The sequence below is a fragment of the Streptomyces sp. NPDC057010 genome, assembly GCF_042673805.1.
GTDB lineage: Bacteria > Actinomycetota > Actinomycetes > Streptomycetales > Streptomycetaceae > Streptomyces.
This window is the reverse complement of the sequence record NZ_JBHUSC010000002.1, coordinates 269,455-290,395: the sequence shown is the minus strand read 5'-3', so window position 1 is coordinate 290,395 and position 20,941 is coordinate 269,455. Positions and strand designations below refer to the sequence as shown.

General features: G+C 70.6%; 16 protein-coding genes and 1 riboswitch. Of the genes, 7 read left to right on the top strand and 9 right to left on the bottom strand.

Annotated elements, in window-relative coordinates; all coding sequences use genetic code 11:
- Positions 1-30: 30 nt before the first annotated feature.
- Together ACFTXQ_RS03880 and ACFTXQ_RS03875 are read left to right on the top strand one after the other, a co-directional pair.
- Entirely contained in the window at positions 31-933 is a 903-nt protein-coding gene (locus ACFTXQ_RS03880; protein ID WP_382635565.1) for an LLM class flavin-dependent oxidoreductase, read from the top strand.
- Positions 934-1,020: 87 nt separating this feature from the next.
- Positions 1,021-1,920, top strand: coding sequence for a Cof-type HAD-IIB family hydrolase (locus ACFTXQ_RS03875; RefSeq protein WP_382635563.1), 900 nt, complete (start codon positions 1,021-1,023; stop codon positions 1,918-1,920).
- Positions 1,921-1,935: 15 nt separating this feature from the next.
- On the opposite strand, the gene ACFTXQ_RS03870 is transcribed toward ACFTXQ_RS03875, so the two are convergent.
- The 4 genes from ACFTXQ_RS03870 to ACFTXQ_RS03855 are packed head-to-tail and all read right to left on the bottom strand — an operon-like array spanning position 1,936 to position 9,822.
- Complete coding sequence (locus ACFTXQ_RS03870) at positions 1,936-3,672, bottom strand: GAF domain-containing sensor histidine kinase (protein ID WP_382635561.1); 1,737 nt, start codon at positions 3,670-3,672, stop codon at positions 1,936-1,938.
- A gap of 14 nt (positions 3,673-3,686) precedes the next feature.
- Entirely contained in the window at positions 3,687-7,253 is a 3,567-nt protein-coding gene (gene cydD, locus ACFTXQ_RS03865) for a thiol reductant ABC exporter subunit CydD (protein ID WP_382635559.1), read from the bottom strand.
- Between the two features lie 43 nt (positions 7,254-7,296).
- Positions 7,297-8,298 carry a cytochrome d ubiquinol oxidase subunit II gene (cydB, locus tag ACFTXQ_RS03860; RefSeq protein WP_382635557.1) on the bottom strand — a complete coding sequence of 334 codons (1,002 nt, stop codon included), beginning with the start codon at positions 8,296-8,298 and terminating at the stop codon, positions 7,297-7,299.
- An 18-nt stretch (positions 8,299-8,316) separates the two neighbouring features.
- A complete protein-coding gene (locus tag ACFTXQ_RS03855) occupies positions 8,317-9,822 on the bottom strand; it encodes a cytochrome ubiquinol oxidase subunit I (protein WP_382635555.1) in 1,506 nt (501 codons plus the stop codon).
- Positions 9,823-10,013: 191 nt separating this feature from the next.
- On the opposite strand from ACFTXQ_RS03855, the gene ACFTXQ_RS03850 reads away from it, so the two are divergent.
- On the top strand, positions 10,014-10,382 hold the full coding sequence (locus ACFTXQ_RS03850; protein ID WP_382635553.1) for a cyclophilin-like fold protein: 369 nt from the start codon (positions 10,014-10,016) through the stop codon (positions 10,380-10,382).
- 21 nt (positions 10,383-10,403) lie between these two features.
- On the opposite strand, the gene hisC is transcribed toward ACFTXQ_RS03850, so the two are convergent.
- Positions 10,404-11,483 carry a histidinol-phosphate transaminase gene (gene hisC, locus ACFTXQ_RS03845; RefSeq protein WP_382635551.1) on the bottom strand — a complete coding sequence of 360 codons (1,080 nt, stop codon included), beginning with the start codon at positions 11,481-11,483 and terminating at the stop codon, positions 10,404-10,406.
- Between the two features lie 361 nt (positions 11,484-11,844).
- Between hisC and ACFTXQ_RS03840 the strand changes: the two genes are divergently transcribed.
- From ACFTXQ_RS03840 to ACFTXQ_RS03830, 3 genes are all read left to right on the top strand, one after another.
- Positions 11,845-12,960 carry a LacI family DNA-binding transcriptional regulator gene (locus ACFTXQ_RS03840; protein ID WP_030028209.1) on the top strand — a complete coding sequence of 372 codons (1,116 nt, stop codon included), beginning with the start codon at positions 11,845-11,847 and terminating at the stop codon, positions 12,958-12,960.
- Positions 12,961-13,176: 216 nt separating this feature from the next.
- Positions 13,177-14,397 (top strand): metallophosphoesterase, encoded by a 1,221-nt coding sequence (locus ACFTXQ_RS03835; protein WP_382635549.1) that lies wholly within the window; start codon positions 13,177-13,179, stop codon positions 14,395-14,397.
- Positions 14,398-14,546: 149 nt separating this feature from the next.
- Complete coding sequence (locus ACFTXQ_RS03830; RefSeq protein WP_382635547.1) at positions 14,547-15,362, top strand: hypothetical protein; 816 nt, start codon at positions 14,547-14,549, stop codon at positions 15,360-15,362.
- Positions 15,363-15,479: 117 nt separating this feature from the next.
- On the opposite strand, the gene thiC is transcribed toward ACFTXQ_RS03830, so the two are convergent.
- The gene (thiC, locus tag ACFTXQ_RS03825; protein WP_382635545.1) at positions 15,480-17,267 is read right to left on the bottom strand and encodes a phosphomethylpyrimidine synthase ThiC; all 1,788 of its coding nucleotides are present in this window, start codon (positions 17,265-17,267) and stop codon (positions 15,480-15,482) included.
- Positions 17,262-17,405, bottom strand: a riboswitch (TPP riboswitch). Its footprint overlaps the gene before it by 6 nt.
- A 72-nt stretch (positions 17,406-17,477) precedes the next feature.
- Here thiC and ACFTXQ_RS03820 point away from each other — a divergent pair.
- Positions 17,478-18,875, top strand: a complete 1,398-nt coding sequence (locus ACFTXQ_RS03820) for a YibE/F family protein (RefSeq protein ID WP_382635543.1) — start codon at positions 17,478-17,480, stop codon at positions 18,873-18,875.
- 167 nt (positions 18,876-19,042) lie between these two features.
- Here the strand turns inward: ACFTXQ_RS03820 and ACFTXQ_RS03815 are convergent, their stop codons facing one another.
- The 3 genes from ACFTXQ_RS03815 to ACFTXQ_RS03805 form a co-directional block, all read right to left on the bottom strand.
- Complete coding sequence (locus ACFTXQ_RS03815; protein WP_382635541.1) at positions 19,043-19,492, bottom strand: SsgA family sporulation/cell division regulator; 450 nt, start codon at positions 19,490-19,492, stop codon at positions 19,043-19,045.
- A 97-nt stretch (positions 19,493-19,589) separates the two neighbouring features.
- On the bottom strand, positions 19,590-20,327 hold the full coding sequence (locus tag ACFTXQ_RS03810; protein WP_382635784.1) for an IclR family transcriptional regulator: 738 nt from the start codon (positions 20,325-20,327) through the stop codon (positions 19,590-19,592).
- A gap of 291 nt (positions 20,328-20,618) precedes the next feature.
- The gene (locus ACFTXQ_RS03805) at positions 20,619-20,846 is read right to left on the bottom strand and encodes a DUF5326 family protein (protein ID WP_382635539.1); all 228 of its coding nucleotides are present in this window, start codon (positions 20,844-20,846) and stop codon (positions 20,619-20,621) included.
- Between the last annotated feature and the right edge of the window lie 95 nt (positions 20,847-20,941).

The window sequence follows — 20,941 nt, the reverse complement described above, 5'->3', positions numbered from 1 at the left end:
TTCGCGGCTCACGGACGTAGGCTCGGGGACATGAGCCTGCGTCTGAGCACAGTGATCCTGCCCGTCGACCGCTGGCACGAGGGGGGCGGCCAGAAGTGGCGGCGCGCCGAGGAACTGGGGTTCCACGCCGCCTACACCTACGACCACCTCTCCTGGCGGACCTTCCGCGACGGACCGTGGTTCGGCGCGCTGCCCACCCTGACCGCAGCGGCAACGGCGACCGAGCGGCTGCGCCTGGGCACCCTCGTCACCTCCCCGAACTTCCGGCACCCGGTGACCGTGGCCAAGGAGCTGATCTCCCTGGACGACGTGTCCCGCGGGCGGTTCACCCTCGGCATCGGCGCCGGCGGCAACGGCTTCGACGCCACCGCCCTCGGCCAGGAGCCGTGGACACCGCGCGAGCGCGCCGACCGCTTCGGCGAGTTCCTTCCCCTCCTCGACCGCCTGCTGACCGAGGACGCGGTGACCCACACCGGCACCCACTACTCGGCCGACGAGGCCCGCAACATCCCCGGCTGTGTCCAGCGCCCGCGCATCCCCTTCGCGGTCGCCGCCACCGGCCCGCGCGGGCTCAAGCTCGCCGCGCAGTACGGCCAGGCCTGGGTGACGACGGGGGACCCGAAGCTGTACGAGTCGGGAACGCCGGAGCAGTCGCTCGAGGCGATCCGCGGCCAGGTCGAGAAGCTCGCCAAGGCGTGCTCGGAGACCGGGCGGGACGTCGCCGAACTCGACAAGATCATGCTCACCGGCTTCACCCCGGACCGGGGCCGCCCGCTGGAGTCCCTCGACGCCTTCGTCGACTTCGCCGGCCGCCACCGGGAACTGGGCATCACCGAGATGGTCATCCACTGGCCTGTCCCCGATTCCGACTTCGCCGCCGATCAGAAGGTCTTCGAGCAGATCGTCACGGAGGCTCCCGCGCAGCTGCGGTGACCTACAGCAGTCGATCGATGTTTCACGTGAAACGGCGATGTTTCACGTGAAACATCGCCCCGCACCTGGTCCGGCCACCGGCGGGGCATGGGCGAAGATGGAGCGGTGACCTCGGCTCCCCAGTGCCCGGACGGGCAAACCCCCACCCCCCGGCTCATCGCCACCGACCTCGACGGCACCCTGCTGCGCGACGACAAGTCCGTCTCGCTCCGCACCGTCGCCGCGCTCGCGGCCGCCGAGGAGGCCGGCATCGAGGTCTTCTTCGTCACCGGCCGCCCGGCCCGCTGGATGGACGTGGTCAGCGACCACGTCCACGGCCACGGCCTGGCGATCTGCGCGAACGGCGCGGCGGTCGTCGACCTGCACGCCGGGCGGGAGTTCGTACAGGTCAGGGCCCTTCCGCGAGACGCCGCGCTGGCCGTCGTGCATGCCCTGCGGGCCGCGGCACCGGGCACGTCCTTCGCGGTCGAGCTGACCACCGGCATCAACTACGAGCCGACGTACCCGCCGTTCTTCCAGGACCCGGGCGCCAATGTCGCCACCGCCGAGAAGCTGCTGGTGGAGCACACCGACGAGAGCGCGGCGCCCGTGCTCAAGCTGCTCGCGCACCACACCGAGCTGGCCCCGGACGAGTTCCTGGCCCTGGCCCGGTCCGTTGCCGGCGAGTACGCGTCGATCACCCGCTCCAGCCCGACCGCCCTGCTGGAGATCAGCGGGCACGGCGTCTCCAAGGCGAGCACCCTGGCTGTGTGCTGCGCCGAGCGGGGCATCTCCCCCGCCGAGGTCGTCGCCTTCGGGGACATGCCGAACGACGTGGAGATGCTGACCTGGGCGGGCACCTCCTACGCGATGGGCAACGCCCACCCCGATGTGATCGCCGCCGCTTCCGGCCGCACGACCGCCAACAACGAGGACGGGGTCGCCGTCGTTATCGAGCGCATCGTGGCCGACCGCCTGGCCCGCCGGCAGGCCGACAGGTCCCCGTAGACGACCGGCGGCGGCTCAGAGCGGAGCCTCCCACACCAGGGTGGTCCCGCCGCCGCCCTCACCGAGGCCCGGTCCGTACCAGCTGGAGCCGCCCAGGGACTCTGCCCGCCGGCGCAGGTTCCGCAGCCCGCTGCGCCGTCCGTCCTCGGGGATGCCCACCCCGTCGTCGGCCACCTCCAGCCGGACCCCGGAACGCCCGTCGGCCAGCGTGACGGTGGAGTCCAGGACCACCTCGATCCGCGACGCGTCGGCGTGCCGGAACGCATTGGACAGGGCCTCCCGCAACGCGGCGATCAGGTTCTTGCCCACCAGCTCGCCGACCACCGTGTCGATCGGGCCGAGGAAGCGGTGCGCAGGCTTGAAACCCAACGGCACGGCCGCCATGTTGATCTCCCGCAGCACCCGGGTGCGCAGCCCCGACGGGGCCTCCGCCGGCCCCTGCTGAAGGGCGAAGATCGCGGTGCGGATCTCCTGGATCGTCACGTCCAGCTCGTCCACGGCCTTGCCTACCCCCTCCTGCACCTCGGGGACGACGGACCGGCGCTGCGCGCCCTCCAGCATCATCCCGGTGGCGAACAGCCGCTGGATGACCAGGTCGTGCAGGTCACGGGCGATCCGGTCGCGGTCCTCGAACACGGCGAGCCGCTCCCGGTCACGCTGCGCCTCGGCCATCATCAGGGCGAGCGCCGCCTGGGAGGCGAACTGCGTGGCCAGGGTCCGCTCGGCTTCGCTGAACGGTCGCGCGCCGCGGGCCCGGGGGGTGACCAGGGCGCCCAGGACCCGCCCGCCGCTGTGCAGCGGCAGCATCATGCAGGGCCCGTACTGACTGGTGAGCTTGCTGATCATGCGGGGGTCCGCGGCCGCGTCGTCGACGAAGACCGCCTCGCCCTTGAGCAGCCTGTCCACGACCGGGCTTTCGGCGGGGATCACCAGGCCGAGGGAGGTCGCCGCGCTCTCTGCGGAGACGGCGACGATCTCCATCCCGCCCTCCTCGGCCGGCAGCAGCACGATCCCCGCGGCGGAGTCGGCCAGGTGGCGGGCCTGTTCGGCCACCACCGCGAGGGCGTCGTCCGCGTCCCCGCCGGACAGCAGGGCGGTGGTGACGGCCACCGAGCCGTCGATCCAGCGCTCGCGCTGGGTGGCCGCCTCGTACAGGCGGGCGTTGCCGATGGCGATGCCCGCCTCGGTGGCCAGCACCCGGACCATGTGGACGTCGTAGTCGTTGAACTCGCCGCCGCCGTGCTTCTCGGCGAGGTACAGATTGCCGAAGATCTCCCCCTGCACCCGGATCGGGACCCCGAGGAAGGTCCTCATGGGCGGGTGGTGCGGCGGGAACCCGGCCGAGCGCGGGTCCTTGGTCAGATCGGCGAGCTGCACGGTGTCGGGGTGCGAGATCAGCGCGCCGAGCAGCCCCCGCTTGCCGTCCGGCCGGTGCCCGATCCTGCGGGCCACCTCGGAGCTGATCCCGTAGGTGACGAAGTCCGAGAGCCCGCGGCCCTCCGTGTCGACGACGCCGATCGCCGCGTAGCGGGCGTCCGCGAGCTCGGCGGCGGTCTCGCAGATGCGGTCCAGTGTGGAGTGCAGCTCAAGGCCCGTCCCGACCGACCTCATGGCCTCCAGCAGCTGCGGTACCCGGGCCGTGAGCTCGGTGGACAGACCTTGCAGACTCCTGGTGGCCTGGGTGGCGGCCTCCAGCGGGTCCGGTGTTCGCGATGACGGATCCGGCGATTCCTGCGACTCCTGCACTGACATGCCCTTGAGACTAGTTAGTCCGCTTTAGTAGGGAAAGTTACGTGTAGAGAGTCGCCGAGGCCGTCCGCTTCCCTTTCCCGCTCCAGCAGCCGGCGCAGGGGGCCCTCGACGGCCGCCAGCTCGGCGTACGCACCGCGCTGTACGACCTCCCCGCGGTCCAGCACCAGCACCTCGTCGACCGCCTCCAGCCCGGCCAGCCGGTGGGTGATCAGGACGGTGGTGCGGCCTTCGGTCGCGGCCAGCAGGTCCGCCGTCAGCGCGTCCGCCGTGGCGAGGTCCAGGTGCTCTGCCGGTTCGTCCAGGACCAGGACGGGGAAGTCCGCCAGCAGGGCACGGGCCAGGGCCAGGCGCTGTCGCTGGCCGCCCGAGATCCGCTCGCCGTGCTCTCCGACGAGGGTGTCGAGTCCGTCCGGCAGTGCGTCGGCCCACTCCAGCAGCCGGGCCGCGGCCAGCGCCTCCCGCAGCTGCTCCTCGCTCGCCCCGGTCCTGGCCAGCCGCAGGTTCTCCCGTACCGAGCTGTCGAAGAGGTGGGCGTCCTGGGCGCACAGGCCCACGAGCGCGCGCACGTGGTCGCCGTCGAGCGTGCGGGCGTCCGTCCCGCCGAGGGTGTAGGCGCCTTCGCCCGGGTCCAGGAACCGGAGCAGGACCTGGGCGAGGGTGGTCTTGCCGGAACCCGAGGGGCCGACGACCGCGATGCGCCGGCCGGCCTCCAAGGTGAGGTCCAGGCCGCGCAGCGCGTCGCGCTCCTGACCGGGGTGCCGGGCGGTGAGGCCGGTCAGCCGCAGCGGGAAGGGCGAGGCGGGGGCCGCCGCGGGCCGCTCCGGCTCGACGACGGGAGCGGGTGCGTCGATGACCTCGTAGACCCGTTCGGCACTGCGGCGCACCCGCTGGCGGTACTGGACGGCCAGCGGGAGGCCGTCCACCGCCTCGAAGGCGGCGAGGGGGGTCAGGACCGCGACCGCCATGGCCACCCCGGACAGCCGTCCGTCGTGGACGGCGTTCGCGGCGGCGGCCGCGGCCGCCACGACGGTCAGCCCGCACACCAGGGCGGACAGTCCGCCGCCCAGGCCGCTCGCGGCCGCACCCCGCGCGGCGATGCCCGTCAGCAGGCCGTCGCTCTCGCGCGTGCGGCGCTTGCGGTCCTCCAGGGCGCCGGCGACCGTCAGCTCGGCGGTACCGGTGAGCAGATCGGCCACCCGGGTGGCGAGCTCACCCCGGGCGGGGGCCAGTCGGCGCTCGGCCCGCCGCGCGCACGCGCCGCTGACCAGCGGCACGCCGACACCGGCGGCGAGCAGGCCGACGGCGAGCGCGGCTCCGGCGGCGGGCAGCAGCCAGGTGGTGAAGACGACCGAACCGGTGCCGACGAGCACCGCGGTGCCGACCGGCAGCAGCCAGCGCAGCCAGTAGTCCTGGAGCGCGTCGGCGTCGGCCACCAGCCGGGCCAGCAGGTCCCCGCGCCGGTGCTCGCGCAGACCGGCGGGGGCGATGCGCTCCAGCCGCCGGTACACGGAGACCCGTAGGTCGGCGAGCATCCGCAGCACGGCGTCGTGGGAGACGAGCCGCTCGGCGTAGCGGAAGACGGCCCGCCCCATGCCGAAGGCCCGGGTGGCCGTGACGGCCACCATCAGATAGAGCACGGGCGGCTGTTCGGACGCCCGCGAGATCAGCCAGCCGGACACGGCCATCAGCCCGACGCTGCACCCCACGGCCAGGGCCCCGAGGAACAGCCCGAGCCTGAACCGCCCCTGCCAGGCCTTGGCGGCGGCCCGCACCCGGGCGAGGGGGTGCCCACCCGGAGCCCCAACCGAAGCCCCCCTCCCCACGGCCGGGTCCCGCTCGGCTGCCGGCGCCCGCTCCACGCCCGCCACGTCGTCGGCGTCCGGGGCGGAGCCCCGACGGGAATCCGCGGAACCGGGAAGCGACGGACTCGGGGCCGGCCCCGCGGGGCGCACCTCCACCACCCGGTCGGCGATGGCCAGGAGCGCCGGGCGGTGCACGACCAGCAGCACGGTGCGACCCGCCGCGAGGCGTCGTACGGCCTCGACCACGGCCGCCTCGGTCTCGCCGTCCAGCGCCGCCGTCGGCTCGTCCAGCAGCAGGACGGGCCGGTCGGCCAGGAAGGCGCGCGCCAGGGCCAGCCGCTGCCGCTGTCCGGCGGACAGTCCCACGCCGCCCTCGCCCAGGAGGGTGTCCACCCCGCGCGGCAGGGCGGACACGAACTCCCCGGCGCCCGCGTCCCGCAGCGCCGCGGCCACCTCCTCCTCGGAGGCGTCCGGCCGGGCCAGCCGTACGTTCTCGGCGATCGTCCCGGCGAACAGGTGCGGCCGCTGCGGCACCCACGCGATCCGTTCCCGCCACTGCGCCGCCGAGAGCTCCGCCAGGTCCACGCCCGCGATCCGTACCCGGCCCGCGGTCGGTGCCACGAACCCCAGCAGCACCTGGAGCAGCGTGGACTTCCCCGCCCCGCTCGGGCCGGTGAGGGCCACGCACTCCCCCGGCTCAACGGTCAGCGATACGGGCGCGGGCGAGTCCTCGCCCCGGCCCTCGTACCGCACGGCGGCGCCGCCGATCTCGATCCGCAGGGGAGCGCCGGCGGGCAGAGCCGCCCCGGCGGCCGCGTCCACGACGGGGGTCTCCAGTACGTCGAAGATCTCCTCCGCGGCCGCCAGCCCCTCGGCGGCCGCGTGGTACTGCGCGCCCACCTGCCGCAGCGGCAGATAGGCCTCGGGCGCCAGGATCAGGATGACCAGCCCCGTGTAGAGGTCCAGGTCCCCGTGGACCAGCCGCATCCCGATGGTCACCGCCACCAGCGCCACCGACAGCGTCGCCAGCAGCTCCAGCGCGAAGGAGGAGAGGAAGGCGATGCGCAGGGTCCGCATCGTCGCGCGCCGGTAGTCATCGGTGATCTTGCGGATGGACTCGGCCTGCGCCTTGGCCCGCCCGAAGACCTTCAGGGTCGGAAGCCCGGCCACCACGTCCAGGAAGTGCCCCGACAGCCGGGACAGCAGCCGCCACTGGCGTTCCATCCGGGTCTGGGTGGCCATGCCGATCAGCACCATGAACAGGGGGATCAGGGGCAGGGTGACCACGATGATGGCCGCCGAGAGCCAGTCCTCGGTGACGATCCGTGCGAGCACCGCCACGGGGACGACCACCGCGAGGCCCAGCTGGGGCAGGTAGCGGGAGAAGTAGTCGTCGAGCGCGTCCACGCCCCGGGTGGCCAGAGCCACCAGCGACCCCGTGCGCTGCCCGGTCAGCCAGCCCGGCCCCAGGTCAGCGGCCCGCTCCAGGAGCCGGCCGCGCAGCTCCGACTTGACCGCCGCGCCGGCCCGGTGGGCGGCCAGTTCCGTCAGCCAGGCCAGCAGGCCGCGCCCGAGCGCCACTGCCGCGAGCAGCAGCAGTGGCGTCCGGAGCGCTTCGCCGTCCAGCCCCTCCTCGAAGGCGCCGACCACGATCTCGGCGATCAGCATCGCCTGACCGACGACCAGCCCCGCCCCGGCAAGACCCAGGGCCACCACCGCGCCCAGGAAGAGGCGGGTGGAGCGGGCGTACCCGAGCAGGCGCGGGTCGATCGGTTTCACGTGAAACATCCCCCAGGGCAGGGTCCGGCCGAACGGTCAGGCATCAGTGCGCGTCAACGATGTGCTGCGTGCCGATGCGCTTGCGGAACACCCAGTAGGTCCAGCCCTGGTAGAGCAGGACGAGCGGGGTGGCCACCGCCGCACACCAGGTCATGATCTTCAGGGTGTACGGGCTGGACGAGGCGTTGGTGACGGTGAGGTTCCACGCGTCGTCCAGCGAGGAGGGCATGACGTTCGGGAACAGCGTCAGGAAGAGCATCGCGACGGCCGCCGCGATGGTGACCCCGGACAGGGCGAACGACCAGCCCTCGCGGCCCGCCCGGATGCACCCGAGTGCCCCCACCAGCGCGAGCACCGCGATGGCCATCGCGACCAGGCTCTTGGCGTCGCCGCGCGTGAACTGGGTCCAGGTCAGGAAGACCAGGGCCAGTACGGCGGTGGCCGCGCCCAGCTGCACGGCGAGCTTGCGCGAGCGGTCCCTGATGTCACCGACCGTCTTGAGCGAGGTGAAGACCGCGCCGTGGAAGGTGAACAGGGTGAGGGTGACCAGGCCGCCGAGGATCGAGTAGACGTTGAGCAGGTCGAAGAGGGTGCCGACGTACTCCTTGTTCTGGTCGATCTTCACACCGCGCACGATGTTGGCGAAGGCCACGCCCCAGAGGAACGCCGGGATCAGCGAGGTCCAGAAGATCGCGTGTTCCCAGTTGGTCTGCCAGGAGTCCTCTTCTCGCTTGTGCCGGTACTCGAAGGCGACACCGCGGATGATCAGGCAGACCAGGATGAGGAGCAGCGGCAGGTAGAAGCCGGAGAAGAGGGTGGCGTACCACTCGGGGAAGGCGGCGAAGGTCGCCCCGCCCGCGGTCAGCAGCCAGACCTCGTTGCCGTCCCACACGGGCCCGATCGTGTTGATCAGGACCCGCTTCTCGGTCCGGTCGCGGGCGAGCAGCTTGGTCAGTACGCCGACTCCGAAGTCGAAGCCCTCCAGGAAGAAGTAGCCGATCCACAGGACGGCGATGAGTACGAACCAGACGTCGTGAAGTTCCATGGTGTGGTCTGCTCAGCCTCAGTACGAGAAGGCCATCGGCCGGTCGGGGTTCCTGTCGTCCCCGCCGATCTTGGTCGGCGGGTTGAGGTCGGCCTCGGTGAGCTCGGGCGGACCGGCCTTGACGTACTTGACGAGGAGCTTGACCTCGATCACGGCGAGCACGGCGTAGAGCAGCGTGAAGCCGATCATCGAGGTGAGGACCTCGCCCTGGGAGACGTTCGGGGAGACCGCGTCCCGGGTGCGCAGGACTCCGTAGACCACCCACGGCTGGCGGCCCATCTCGGTGAAGATCCAGCCCCAGGAGTTGGCGATGAGCGGGAAGCCCATCGTCCACAGGGCGACGATCCAGTACAGCTGTCCGAACCTGGGGCTGAGCGCCTTCTTGAAGAGGACCAGGTTCGGTACCTCGTCTTCCGAGGTCCGCAGCCCCGGCGGCAGCATGAACTTCTTGCGGGTCAGCCAGAGCCCCAGGACGCCGACGCCGAGCGAGGCCATGCCGAAGCCGATCATCCAGCGGAAGCCCCAGTAGGCGACCGGGATGTTGGGCCGGTAGTCGCCGGGCCCGAACTTCTCCTGCTCGGCCTTGTTGACGTCGTTGATGCCCGGGACGAACGAGGTGAAGTCGTCGTTGGCCAGGAAGGACAGCAGTCCCGGGATCTCTATGGCGACCTTGTTGTGACCCTTCTCCACGTCGCCGTAGGCGAAGACGGAGAACGGAGCCGGCGCCTCGCCGTCCCAGAGGGCCTCGGCGGCGGCCATCTTCATGGGCTGCTGCTTGAACATCACCTTGCCGAGCAGGTCACCGCTGATGGCGGTACCCATCCCCGCGATGATCATGACGATCAGGCCGAGCCGCAGCGAGCTGCGCATCACCGGGACGTGCTTCTTGCGCGCCAGGTGGAAGGCGGCGATGCCGACCATGAAGGCGCCGCCGACCAGGAACGCGGCCGTGATCGTGTGGAAGAACTGGGTCAGCGCGGTGTTCTGGGTGAGCACGTGCCAGAAGTCGGTGAGCTCGGCCCGGCCGCGCTCCTCGTTGATGCGGTAGCCGACCGGGTGCTGCATCCAGGAATTGGCCGCCAGGATGAAGTAGGCGGACAGGATGGTGCCGAGGGAGACCATCCAGATGCAGGCGAGGTGGATCTTCTTCGGGAGCTTGTCCCACCCGAAGATCCACAGACCGATGAAGGTCGACTCGAAGAAGAAGGCGATCAGCGCTTCGAAGGCCAGCGGGGCTCCGAAGATGTCACCGACGAACCGCGAGTAGTCGGACCAGTTCATGCCGAACTGGAACTCCTGGACGATGCCGGTGACGACACCCATCGCGATATTGATCAAGAAAAGCTTTCCCCAGAACTTCGTGGCCCTGAGGTACTTCTCCTTCTCGGTCCGCACCCACGCGGTCTGCAGGCCGGCGGTGAGCGCCGCGAGCGAGATCGTCAGGGGAACGAAGAGGAAGTGGTAGACGGTGGTAATGCCGAACTGCCAGCGCGCCAATGTCTCAGGCGCCAAAGCTAGGTCCACGTCGTCTTCTCCTTGTCGTCGCCGTGGTCACAGCGGGCAGTCTGCCTGGCGGGTTCCCTCCATACCGGGAGGAAGCAGGACACGCTTGTGAACGCGTTCACATTCACAAGCATTATGGCGCACTCGTTTTCGGACCCTTCAGGCGGGGTCCCCTCTAGCCAAGAATTTCAACAGATTGTTGAATATGGCCCATGAAGATTCGAATCTCCTGGCCCGCCGGCCAGCTCACAGCCACCCTCGACGAGACTCCGACCGCCAAGGCCCTGGCCGAGGCGCTCCCGATCTCCGCCAGCGCGAACACCTGGGGCGAGGAGGTCTACTTCGACACCGGCGTGTCCGTGGCCCTGGAGCACGACGCACAGCAGGTCGTGGACCCCGGCACGGTCGCGTTCTGGACCGAGGGCGACGCGCTCGCGCTGCCCTACGGCCCCACGCCCATCTCGCGCGGAGGCGAGAGCCGCCTGGCGAGCCCGTGCAACGTGCTCGGCTCGTTCGACGGCGACCCCCGCCTGCTGGCCACCGTCCGCGACGGCGACCCCATCCGCGTGGAACTCGCGTAACCACGCGGGACCCCGCGGGAGCTACAGCTCCTTGAAGAAGGCCTCCGCCGTGTGCAGGAAGAGGTCGTTCGCCTCGGTCTCACCGATCGTGACCCGCAGGCCCTCGCCCGCGAAGGGCCGGACCACCACACCGGCCTTCTCGCAGGCCGCCGCGAAGTCGGCGGTCCGCTCCCCCAGCCGCATCCACACGAAGTTCGCCTGCGTGTCCGGGACCGTCCAGCCCTGCGCCAGCAGCGTGCCGTGGACTCGCGCACGCTCGCCCACCAGCGCGCCGACCCGCCCCATCAGCTCGTCCTCGGCGCGCAGCGAGGCCACCGCCGCGTCCTGGGCCAGCTGGCTGACGCCGAAGGGCACCGCCGTCTTGCGCAGCGCCGCCGCCACCGGCTCGTGCGCCACCGCGAAGCCGACGCGCAGGCCGGCCAGCCCGTACGCCTTGGAGAACGTACGCAGCACCGCGACGTTCGGGCGGTTGCGGTAGATCTCGATGCCGTCCGGTACGTCCGTGTCGCGCACGAACTCGCGGTACGCCTCGTCCAGCACCACCAGGACGTCCGAGGGCACCCGGTCCAGGAACCGCTCCAGCTCGGCGCGGCGCACGGCGGTGCCGGTGGGGTTGTTGGGGTTGCAGACGAAGATCAGCCGGGTCCGGTCGGTGATCGCCTCGGCCATGGCGTCCAGGTCGTGCACGTCGCCCTCGGTGAGCGGGACCTGCACGGAGGTCGCACCCGAGATCTGCGTGATGATCGGGTACGCCTCGAAGGAGCGCCAGGCGTACATGACCTCGTCGCCCGGGCCGGCCGTCGACTGGATCAGCGACTGCGCCACGCCCACCGAGCCGGTGCCCGTGGCGATGTGCTCGACCGGCACCCCGAAGCGCTCCGCGAGCTCGCTCACGAGACCGGTGCAGGCCATGTCGGGGTAGCGGTTGAACGACCCGGCTGCCGAGACCGCGGTCTCCAGCACCCCCGGGAGCGGCGGGTACGGGTTCTCGTTCGAGGACAGCTTGTACGCGACGGGCCCGCCCGCGGCCGCCGGCTTGCCGGGCTTGTATGTCGGAATGCCGTCCAGCTCGGCGCGCAGCTTCGGGCTCTTCTCGCTCACCGCAGGTCCTCCTCGACCGTCCCGTCCGACGTCGCCGTCGACTCAATACTGCTCACCTTATGAGGATTCCGCCCTCCCGAGAATGGGGGCGCCTGGAATGAGGGGGAGCGCGCGCATATATGCGCGCGCCGGTGGCCTGCGCCGTGGCGCGCATCCCTCGTGCAGGTGAGTTGAGACCGGTCCGAGGCCAGACCGGTTTGGCATGCCCGTACCCGCCGACAAGCCCACCGATAGCCCCAAAGGATCAAATTCCTTTGATTCCAAGGTCATTGGGGGTGGCGAACCAAGCAGAATCGTGCCTGTCAACGCGTGCATATGCACACGGACCACCCACCCCACCGAGCCCTACTATCGGCTCGCCATGACAGCAGCAGGGAAGCATCAGGTGAGCCGGACCGAGACCACCCGGCGGGCCGCCGGCCGACAGGGCCGGGCCGGCATCAGGGACGTGGCCGCCGCGGCGGGCGTCTCCATCACAACCGTCTCCGACGCGCTCAATGGCAAGGGACGGCTGCCCGACGCCACCCGCCGCCACGTTCGCGAGGTCGCCGACCGGCTGGGATACCGCCCGTCCGCCGCCGCCCGCACCCTCCGTACCGGCAAGTCGGGCCTCATCGGCCTGACCGTGACGACGTACGGGGATGAACCTTTCACCTTCACCGAATTCGCCTACTTCGCCGAGATGGCCAGGGCCGCCACCTCCGCCGCGCTCGCCCGCGGCTACGCCCTCGTCATCCTCCCAGCCACCTCCCGACACGACGTGTGGTCGAACGTCGCCCTCGACGGCACCGTCGTCATCGACCCCTCCGACCACGACCCCGTCGTCACCGAACTCGTCCGCCAGGGTCTGCCCGTCGTCTCCGACGGCCGCCCGGCAGGCTCCCTCCCCGTCACCGCATGGGTCGACAACGACCACGAGGCCGCCGTACTGGGCCTCCTCGACCACCTCGCGGCCGCCGGCGCCCGCCGGATCGGGCTGCTGACCGGCACCACCACCGACACCTACACCCGGCTCTCCACCACCGCCTACCTCAACTGGTGCGAGCGCGTCGGCCAGGACCCCGTCTACGAGTCCTACCCCGCCCACGACCCCTGCGCCGGCGCCGTCGCCGCCGACCGGCTCCTCGCCCGCCCCGACCGGCCCGACGCCGTCTACGGGCTCTTCGACCCCAACGGCACCGACCTGCTCGCCGCCGCCCGGCGCTACGGCCTGCGCGTCCCGGAGGACCTGCTGCTCGTGTGCTGCAGCGAGTCCACCGTGTACGCCAACACCGAACCGCCCATCACCACGCTCTCCCTCAAACCCCGCCGCATCGGGACCGCCGTCGTACAGCTGCTCATCGACGCGATCGAGGGCGTGGACACCGGGCGCCCCGTCGAACAGGTCGTCCCGACCGAACTCATCATCCGCACCTCCTCACAGCGCAGGCAGCCCCGTACGACCGTCAGTCCGCCCCGCTCCCCGGCCCAGGACTGACCCGCCACACCGGCCCACCGGCGGGGCCATCGGCCCCGCCGAGGATTTCAGCAGCACCGATATCGGGATGAATCGGCAGGAACAATCGGATCCGGAAAGGATTCAACACCCCTGGTGCGTCACAGAGCGCGAGCCGCATTCCTATGATGGGCGCACGACATCACGGACCGTCCTCCCCGGAGGTCAGGAGGGTCCGCAGGTGTACGGCAGCGCGAGGTGGTGGAGGGGTCGATGACTCAGGGGGCCGGTCAGGGACCCGCGATGCGGACGGACACGCTGCGGGACTTCCGGGTTCCGGTCACCGAACCCGCCCCGTACTCCGTATCCACCGGGCATCCCGGTGAGGCCCCCGTGTACGGCGAGTACCCGGCGTACTACGACGAGGGGGCGCCGGCCGTGCCCCCGCAGCCCGGCTACGCGCCCCAGGCGAGCACTGCGCCGCCCGCCGAGCCCGGTGCCGCCCCGAGCCCCGCTCCCGTCGCGCCCGAAGACGACCTCGACGGCTACACCCCGACCCAGCGCGACCTGCCCGTCATCGGCCGCGTCGCCCCCGGCGGCCCCGGCGACACCGTCCAGGTCCAGTACGTCCCCCAGGACCCGGCGGTGGGCGGCCCCGGCCCGCTCTACGTCGTCGGCGACGTCCACGGATACCTCGACGAACTCGTCACCGAACTCCACGCCCAGGGCCTGATCGACGCGGAGCGCCGCTGGTCCGCCGGCAACGCCCGCCTCTGGTTCCTCGGCGACTTCACCGACCGCGGCCCCGACGGCATCGGCGTGATCGACCTCGTCATGCGGCTGTCCGCCGAGGCAGCGGCCGCAGGCGGCTACTGCAAGGCGCTCATGGGCAACCACGAGCTGCTCCTCATCGGCGCCAAGCGCTTCGGCGACACGCCCGTCTCCTCCGGCGCCGGGACCGCCACCTTCCAGGCCGCCTGGCTCCTCAACGGCGGCCAGCGCACCGACATGGAGCGGCTCCAGGACGTCCACCTCCAGTGGATGTCGCGCCTGGACGCGGCCGTCCTGGAGGAGGGCCACCTGCTGCTCCACTCCGACACCACGGCCTACCTCGACTACGGCGACTCCATCGAGGACGTCAACGACACCATCCACGAGCTGCTCAACCGCAACGACGCCGACATCACCTGGGACCTCTTCCGCAAGTTCACCAAGCGGTTCGCCTTCCGCGACGAGGAGACCGGCCCGCAGGCCGTACGCGAACTGCTCGGCACCTACGGCGGCAGCCGCGTCGTGCACGGCCACAGCCCCATCCCGTACCTGCTCGGCGAGGTGGGCACCGAGGACGGCGACGAGGCCCGCGGGCCGGAGGCCGTGGACGGCCCCCACGTGTACGCGGACGGACTCGCCATCGCGATGGACGGCGGGGTCACGATGGCGGGCAAGCTGCTCGTCGTGCAACTTCCCTTGAACGACTGAGGATTGTCACCAGGGGGGTATTTCCGCAAAGCCCCTGTCAACCTGCGGTGTGGGCGCTCTACCATCGCTCTATCCGTAGCAGGCTCTCCTCCGTTTGTGCCGGCGCCCGGGTCTACGCGGGCAAACCGGCTTGTACGGAGCATCGGGGGATGCACATGACCAGCGCTCCGCACCTGCTGACCGAAGACCGACCCGAGTTCGACCGGCTCCTCGACGAGGCGCTGCGCACCGCACACGAGCGGCCGGAACTCGCCGCCCTCGGCGAACGACTGAACACCGAACAACTGCGCACCATGGCCCTGGGCGCCAGCGCCCTGCTGACGGCCGCGGCCGCCGCCGAGTACGACCGCTACGTGAAGCTCCGCGAGGAGCGGCGCGACGAGGTCCTGTCCACACCCGCAGCCGGGGTCGAGGAGGGCGACGGCGGTCAGGGCAGCGCCGGCGCCGGTGTCAGCGCCGTGGTCGCGGTCCTCGCGCCCGTCCTGGCGGGCACCGCCATGCTGATCTTCCTGCTGGTGGGCTACATCCTGAAGATGATCGAGCCCGAACCGGCCTTCGCCGACACCATGCTGACGGCGGGCTGGCTCTTCGGCGGACTCACCGCGGCCGCCCTGCTCTGCGCGGTGGTGGGGCTGCTGGTGACGGCCGTACGCAACAGCGCGACCGAGGTGGCCGCGGACGAGTACGAGGCGATACCCGACGACGTCGCGCAGGCCCGGGAGGCCTGGCGGCGCGCCCTGCTGGAGCGCGGGATCATGCCGTTCCTGCGGGACGCCCTGGCCGAGCCGAACACCGGCCCGGCCCTGCCGCCTCCGCGCGGACGCGGGGGCCGGATGCCGCATCTGGGCTACACCGCGCCTGATTTCACCAGCCCGGGGTCCTCGTCAGAGGGGCCCCGGCCCGGCTATACCCCGCCGGACTTCACGAGCCCGGACTTCGGCGGCCCGGACCACCGGCCGGACTGAGGTCCGGCGGCGCTCCCCCGACCGCCGGGCACGACCCGCACGCCGTCCCGCACAGCGGACGGGCCCGCGACTCCCCCCTCGGTGTCGCGGGCCGGCCCGTGCGCGGGAGGCCGTGCGTCAGTCGGCCAGCGGCAGGTAGACGCGGTTGCCGGAGGCCGCGAACTCGGCGGACTTCTCCGCCATGCCCGCCTGGATCTCCTCCGCCTTCAGGTCACCGCCGTGCTCGCGGCGGATGTCCTGCGAGATCTTCATCGAGCAGAACTTCGGACCGCACATGGAGCAGAAGTGCGCGGTCTTGGCCGGCTCGGCGGGAAGGGTCTCGTCGTGGAACTCACGGGCCGTGTCCGGGTCGAGGGCCAGGTTGAACTGGTCCTCCCAGCGGAACTCGAACCGCGCGTCCGACAGCGCGTCGTCCCACTCCTGGGCGCCGGGGTGCCCCTTGGCCAGGTCGGCGGCGTGTGCCGCGATCTTGTACGTGATGACGCCGGTCTTGACGTCGTCCCGGTTGGGCAGGCCCAGGTGCTCCTTGGGCGTGACGTAGCAGAGCATCGCGGTGCCCCACCAGGCGATCATCGCGGCGCCGATGCCCGAGGTGATGTGGTCGTACGCGGGCGCGACGTCCGTGGTCAGCGGGCCGAGCGTGTAGAACGGCGCCTCCTCGCAGATCTCCTGCTGGAGGTCGATGTTCTCCTTGATCTTGTGCATCGGGACGTGGCCCGGGCCCTCGATCATGGTCTGGACGTTGTGGCGCTTGGCGATCGTGTTCAGCTCGCCCAGCGTCTTCAGCTCAGCGAACTGCGCCGCGTCGTTGGCGTCCGCGATGGAGCCGGGGCGCAGGCCGTCACCCAGCGAGTACGTGACGTCGTACGTCGCGAGGATCTCGCAGAGCTCCTCGAAGTTCGTGTAGAGGAAGTTCTCCTTGTGGTGCGCCAGGCACCACGCGGCCATGATCGAGCCGCCGCGCGAGACGATGCCAGTCTTGCGGCGGGCGGTCAGCGGCACGTACGGCAGCAGCACGCCGGCGTGGACCGTCATGTAGTCGACGCCCTGCTCGGCCTGCTCGATGACCGTGTCCTTGTAGATCTCCCAGGTCAGGTCCTCGGCCTTGCCGTCGACCTTCTCCAGCGCCTGGTAGAGCGGCACGGTGCCGATCGGGACGGGGGAGTTGCGCAGCACCCACTCGCGGGTGGTGTGGATGTTGCGGCCGGTGGAGAGGTCCATGACCGTGTCGGCGCCCCACTTGGTCGCCCAGGTCATCTTGTCGACCTCCTCCTCGATGGAGGAGGTGACCGCGGAGTTGCCGATGTTGGCGTTGACCTTCACCAGGAACCGCTTGCCGATGATCATCGGCTCGATCTCCGGGTGGTTCACGTTCGCGGGAAGCACCGCGCGACCTGCGGCGATCTCCTCGCGGACGACCTCGGGGGAGACGTTCTCGCGGATCGCGACGTACTCCATCTCCGGGGTGATCTCACCGCGGCGGGCGTACGCGAGCTGCGTGACGGCGGCGCCGCCACGGCCCCGGCGGGGCTGGCGCGGGCGGCCCGGGAAGACCGCGTCGAGGTTCTTGAGCCCGCCGCGCGGCGAGGTGTGCTTGATCCCGTCGTCCTCGGGGCGCACGGGACGGCCCGCGTACTCCTCGGTGTCGCCGCGACCGATGATCCAGTTCTCGCGCAGCGGCGCGAGGCCACGGCGGACGTCGGTCTCGATCTGGGGGTCGGTGTACGGCCCGGACGTGTCGTAGAGCGTGACGTCCTTGCCGTTGGTGAGGTGGACCTGGCGGACCGGCACCCGGATGTCGGGGCGGGAGCCCGCCACGTACCCCTTGTGCCAGCCCGGCTGGCGCTCGGTCTGGCCGTCGGCGTTCTGGCTGACGGCAGGCGTGCGTGCGTCCTGAATGGTCATGAGACCTGATCTCCCTACGCCGGCATTACCCGGTAACAGGTTCGGCGGTCGACGCAGCCTCTTCCCTTACGCATTACTAGTGCGTACGGTGATCAGCGCCCTCTCAGCCCGGTGCTCCGAGCTCCCGCGTTGTGCAAAGGTGCCCCCACGCTAGCGTCATCTATGGCGTGCTGAACAGTGGGCCCCCTCATCTCTTGCGATGATCTGCCGGTGACGTCCTCGCCGCAGCCCCCCAACGAGCCCAATGACCACACCGGCCACACGGGTCACGAGCACCCAGGTCAAGGGCATAGTCACGGGCACAGTCATGGGCACGGCCACGGTCACAGCCATGGCCACGGCCCGGCGGCCCCCGTCTCGAAGCACCTGCGCAAGGTCATCGCGGCCGTACTGATCCCGTTCGCCGCTGCCGTCTTCATCGGCATGGCGGTGCTCTGGCCGGGCGGCGCACCCGCCCACGAGCGGACGGGGGTCGGCTTCGACCGGCAGACACAGCAGGGCACGGTCGTCTCGCTGGAGCGTGTCGACTGCAAATCGGTGAACGCCTCACAGGTTCCGCCCACCGGCGACACGTCCACCCCCGAGGGGCGCGAGGCCCTGGCCGCGCAGACCGGCGAGTGCAAGAAGGCCACTGTCGAGGTCGGCACCGGCCCGGACAAGGGCCGCACGTTCGTGGAGATCGTCCAGCCGGGCGCGCCACGGCAGTTGACGAAGGGCCAGGGCGTCGTGGTCGCGTACGCGCCGGACGCCCCCCGCGACCTCCAGTACTCGGTGATCGACGTGAACCGCAAGTTCCCGATGGCGCTGCTGGCCGGCATCTTCGCGGTCGCGGTCGTCGTCGTCGGCCGGATGCGGGGGCTGTTCGCGCTGGTCGCGCTGGTCATCAGCTTCGGCGTGCTGACCCTCTTCATCCTCCCGGCCATCCTGCAGGGTTCGAACCCGCTCGTCGTGGCGGTCGTCGGGGCGAGCGCCATCATGCTCATCGCCCTGTACATGTGCCACGGGCTCACCGCCCGCACCTCGGTCGCCGTCCTCGGCACGCTCGTCTCGCTGCTGCTGATCGGGCTGCTGGGCTCGCTGTTCATCGGCTGGGCGTTCCTCAGTGGCAACACCGACGACAACACCGGGCTGATCCACGGGCTCTACCCGGACATCGACATGAGCGGTTTGCTGCTCGCGGGCGTGATCATCGGATCGCTCGGCGTGCTCGACGATGTGACGGTCACCCAGACGTCAGCGGTCTGGGAACTCCATCAGGCCGACCCCTCGATGGGGCCCCGGGCGCTCTACAGGGCGGCCATCCGGATCGGCCGCGACCACATCGCGTCGGTGGTCAACACGCTGGTGCTGGCTTACGCGGGCGCGGCACTGCCTCTGCTCCTGCTGTTCTCGATCGCGAACAGCAGTATGGGTTCCGTGGCCAACAGCGAGCTGGTGGCGGAGGAGATCGTACGGACGCTCGTGGGCTCGATCGGCCTGGTGGCCTCGGTTCCGGTGACGACGGCACTGGCCGCGCTGGTCGTCTCCGCAGACCGGCCGGGATCCCCGGCCGCAGTTCCGGCCTCGGGACCGGTCCGCGGCGGCCGGGGCCGGCGGCGCAAGCGCTGAATGGCGTTCCGAAGGGGTGGGGCCGGCGGGCGCTGCCGGTCAGGTCGTGCGCGGTGCCGGCCCGTGAGGGGGCGGGACGTGTCGCTCAGCGCGTCGGCACGCTGAGCCGGTCGTCCGTGGTGCGGTAGTGCCTCGGTGCGGTGGTGGTGCCGTGGTGCGGTGGTGGTTCAGCCCGCGTTCTGTTCGTTCTGCTGGGATTCGGCGAGGATCTTGCCGAGAGCCTCGTCGAGGTTCTCTTCGAAGTCGCCGAGGTTGCGCTCCTGGCCGAGCGGCACGAGCCGGTCGGTCCGGTCGAGGAAAGCGACGAGCGGAGCCGCGCTGGCGCGGAACAGGGCCCGGTCGCCACCGACCTGGAGACGGATGTGGACATCGGACAGCTCCTCGGGATCGGTCGGGGCGATGTGCACATCGCCGTCACCGCACGGCTTGTTGATGCCGTCGAGGAGGAGTTCCCGGCCGAACGCCCAGGTCACGGGCGCATCTCCGGGAAGGTGGAAGGTCAGGCGAACTGCGTAGGGGTCACGAGCGTCGTACCGGAGTTCCACCGGAATCCGGAACGAGAGCTCCTCGGAAACGAGGAAGCTCATCATGACCTCTGCCTGTACCGACTCGCGCATTGCCTACCCCGCTGTGTTGGAAGTGGCCAGGAATGATCCCCCAAGGCCCTCTTGACAAGAGTGGTGGAAGCGCTAGCAGATCACAAGGAGTGAGTTTTCAGATACTGATAGAGAAGGAGAGGGTGCTCAACAGCGCGCCTACTTCACTCCGTAGCCGATCGACCACATACAGCAATCGATCCGCCTGGTGTGCGGGAAGAGAAATCGCCATGGTTGCGGCGGTATCGCCCGCGGTGATGGGAATGGCGGCACAGACTGTGCCAAGGGCATATTCCTGGCGTTCGGTTACAGGCTGCATCCGCTCGAGGGAGCCGATCCGCTGTTCCAGGGAGCGCATGTCCCGCACGGTATAAGGGGTGATGGCCTCGACCGGATGACGGTCGTAATGGTCCCTGCGCGCCTTCTCGTCGAGCTGGCCCAGCAGGCACTGCCCGATGGCGTGTGCATGACCGGTCTCACGGAAGTCGGCCCACTCCTCGCAGGCCGGGTTGGCCGGGGTGTCCGAGACGCCCACGACCTCGATCTCACCCTCGCGGTAGACCGCGAAGTAGACGGGGGCCCCGACCGCGTCGCGGAAGTGCGCGAGGGAGTCGAGGATCATGCTGCGACGTTTCTGCTGGAGCCCTCCGCCGGCAAGCCGCCCGGCTGCGTCGCCCAGCACGAACACTCCACTCTCCCGACGCAGATAGCCCTCGTGCGTCAGTGTGCGCAGCAGGTGGTACGCGGTGGGAAGCGGGAGCCCGGCCTCTCGTGCCAGCTGTTTCGCCGGGGCTCCCTCGCTATGGGACCCCACGGCTTCGAGCAGCCTCAGCGCCCGCTGCACCGAACCGATCAGAGTCGGCACACCGGTGTTGTGAACCGAAGACAAAGCTCACCCCCAGGCGTGGCGGCAGGCCTTGGGGTGGCCCGCCCTGCGGGGGCCGCCCCCGCACATGCCGTCGCTCCTGGGGGTCGTGCTTGGCGGCTGGTTTGCGTGACCGCGGGTCAGAGCGGCGCGAAACCGACTTTCGGTGCCCAGGGAACGGCACAGATTGCCACTCTATCCGCCGATTCCCGGGCTGTGAGCGGTTTCGCGCCTCATGTTCCCTCGCCTGGCGCAATCGCGGAACGACCCGGTCCGAACCCTCTACCACTCACCGGAGGAGGACTTCGAAGCTCCGCCGGTCACCTTCTTCACGACGAAGATCAGTCCGGCGACGAGGCCGACGAAGAGGAGCACCTTGAAGACGAACCCGATCAGGGCGCCCAGGATGCTGGTGATCACGCCCCCGAAGACGAAGAGCGCCAGCAGGGGAACGGCCACCCACTTGACCCACCAGGGCATGCCCGCGAATACCTCTCGGATGCCGTCCATGTCCTCGACCTCTTCCTCGTCGTCCTCGTCGTCGCCGACGCTTTCGTCCGTGACTTCCTGCTCTCGATGCTAGGAGTCCGCCTTCCCGGACGGGC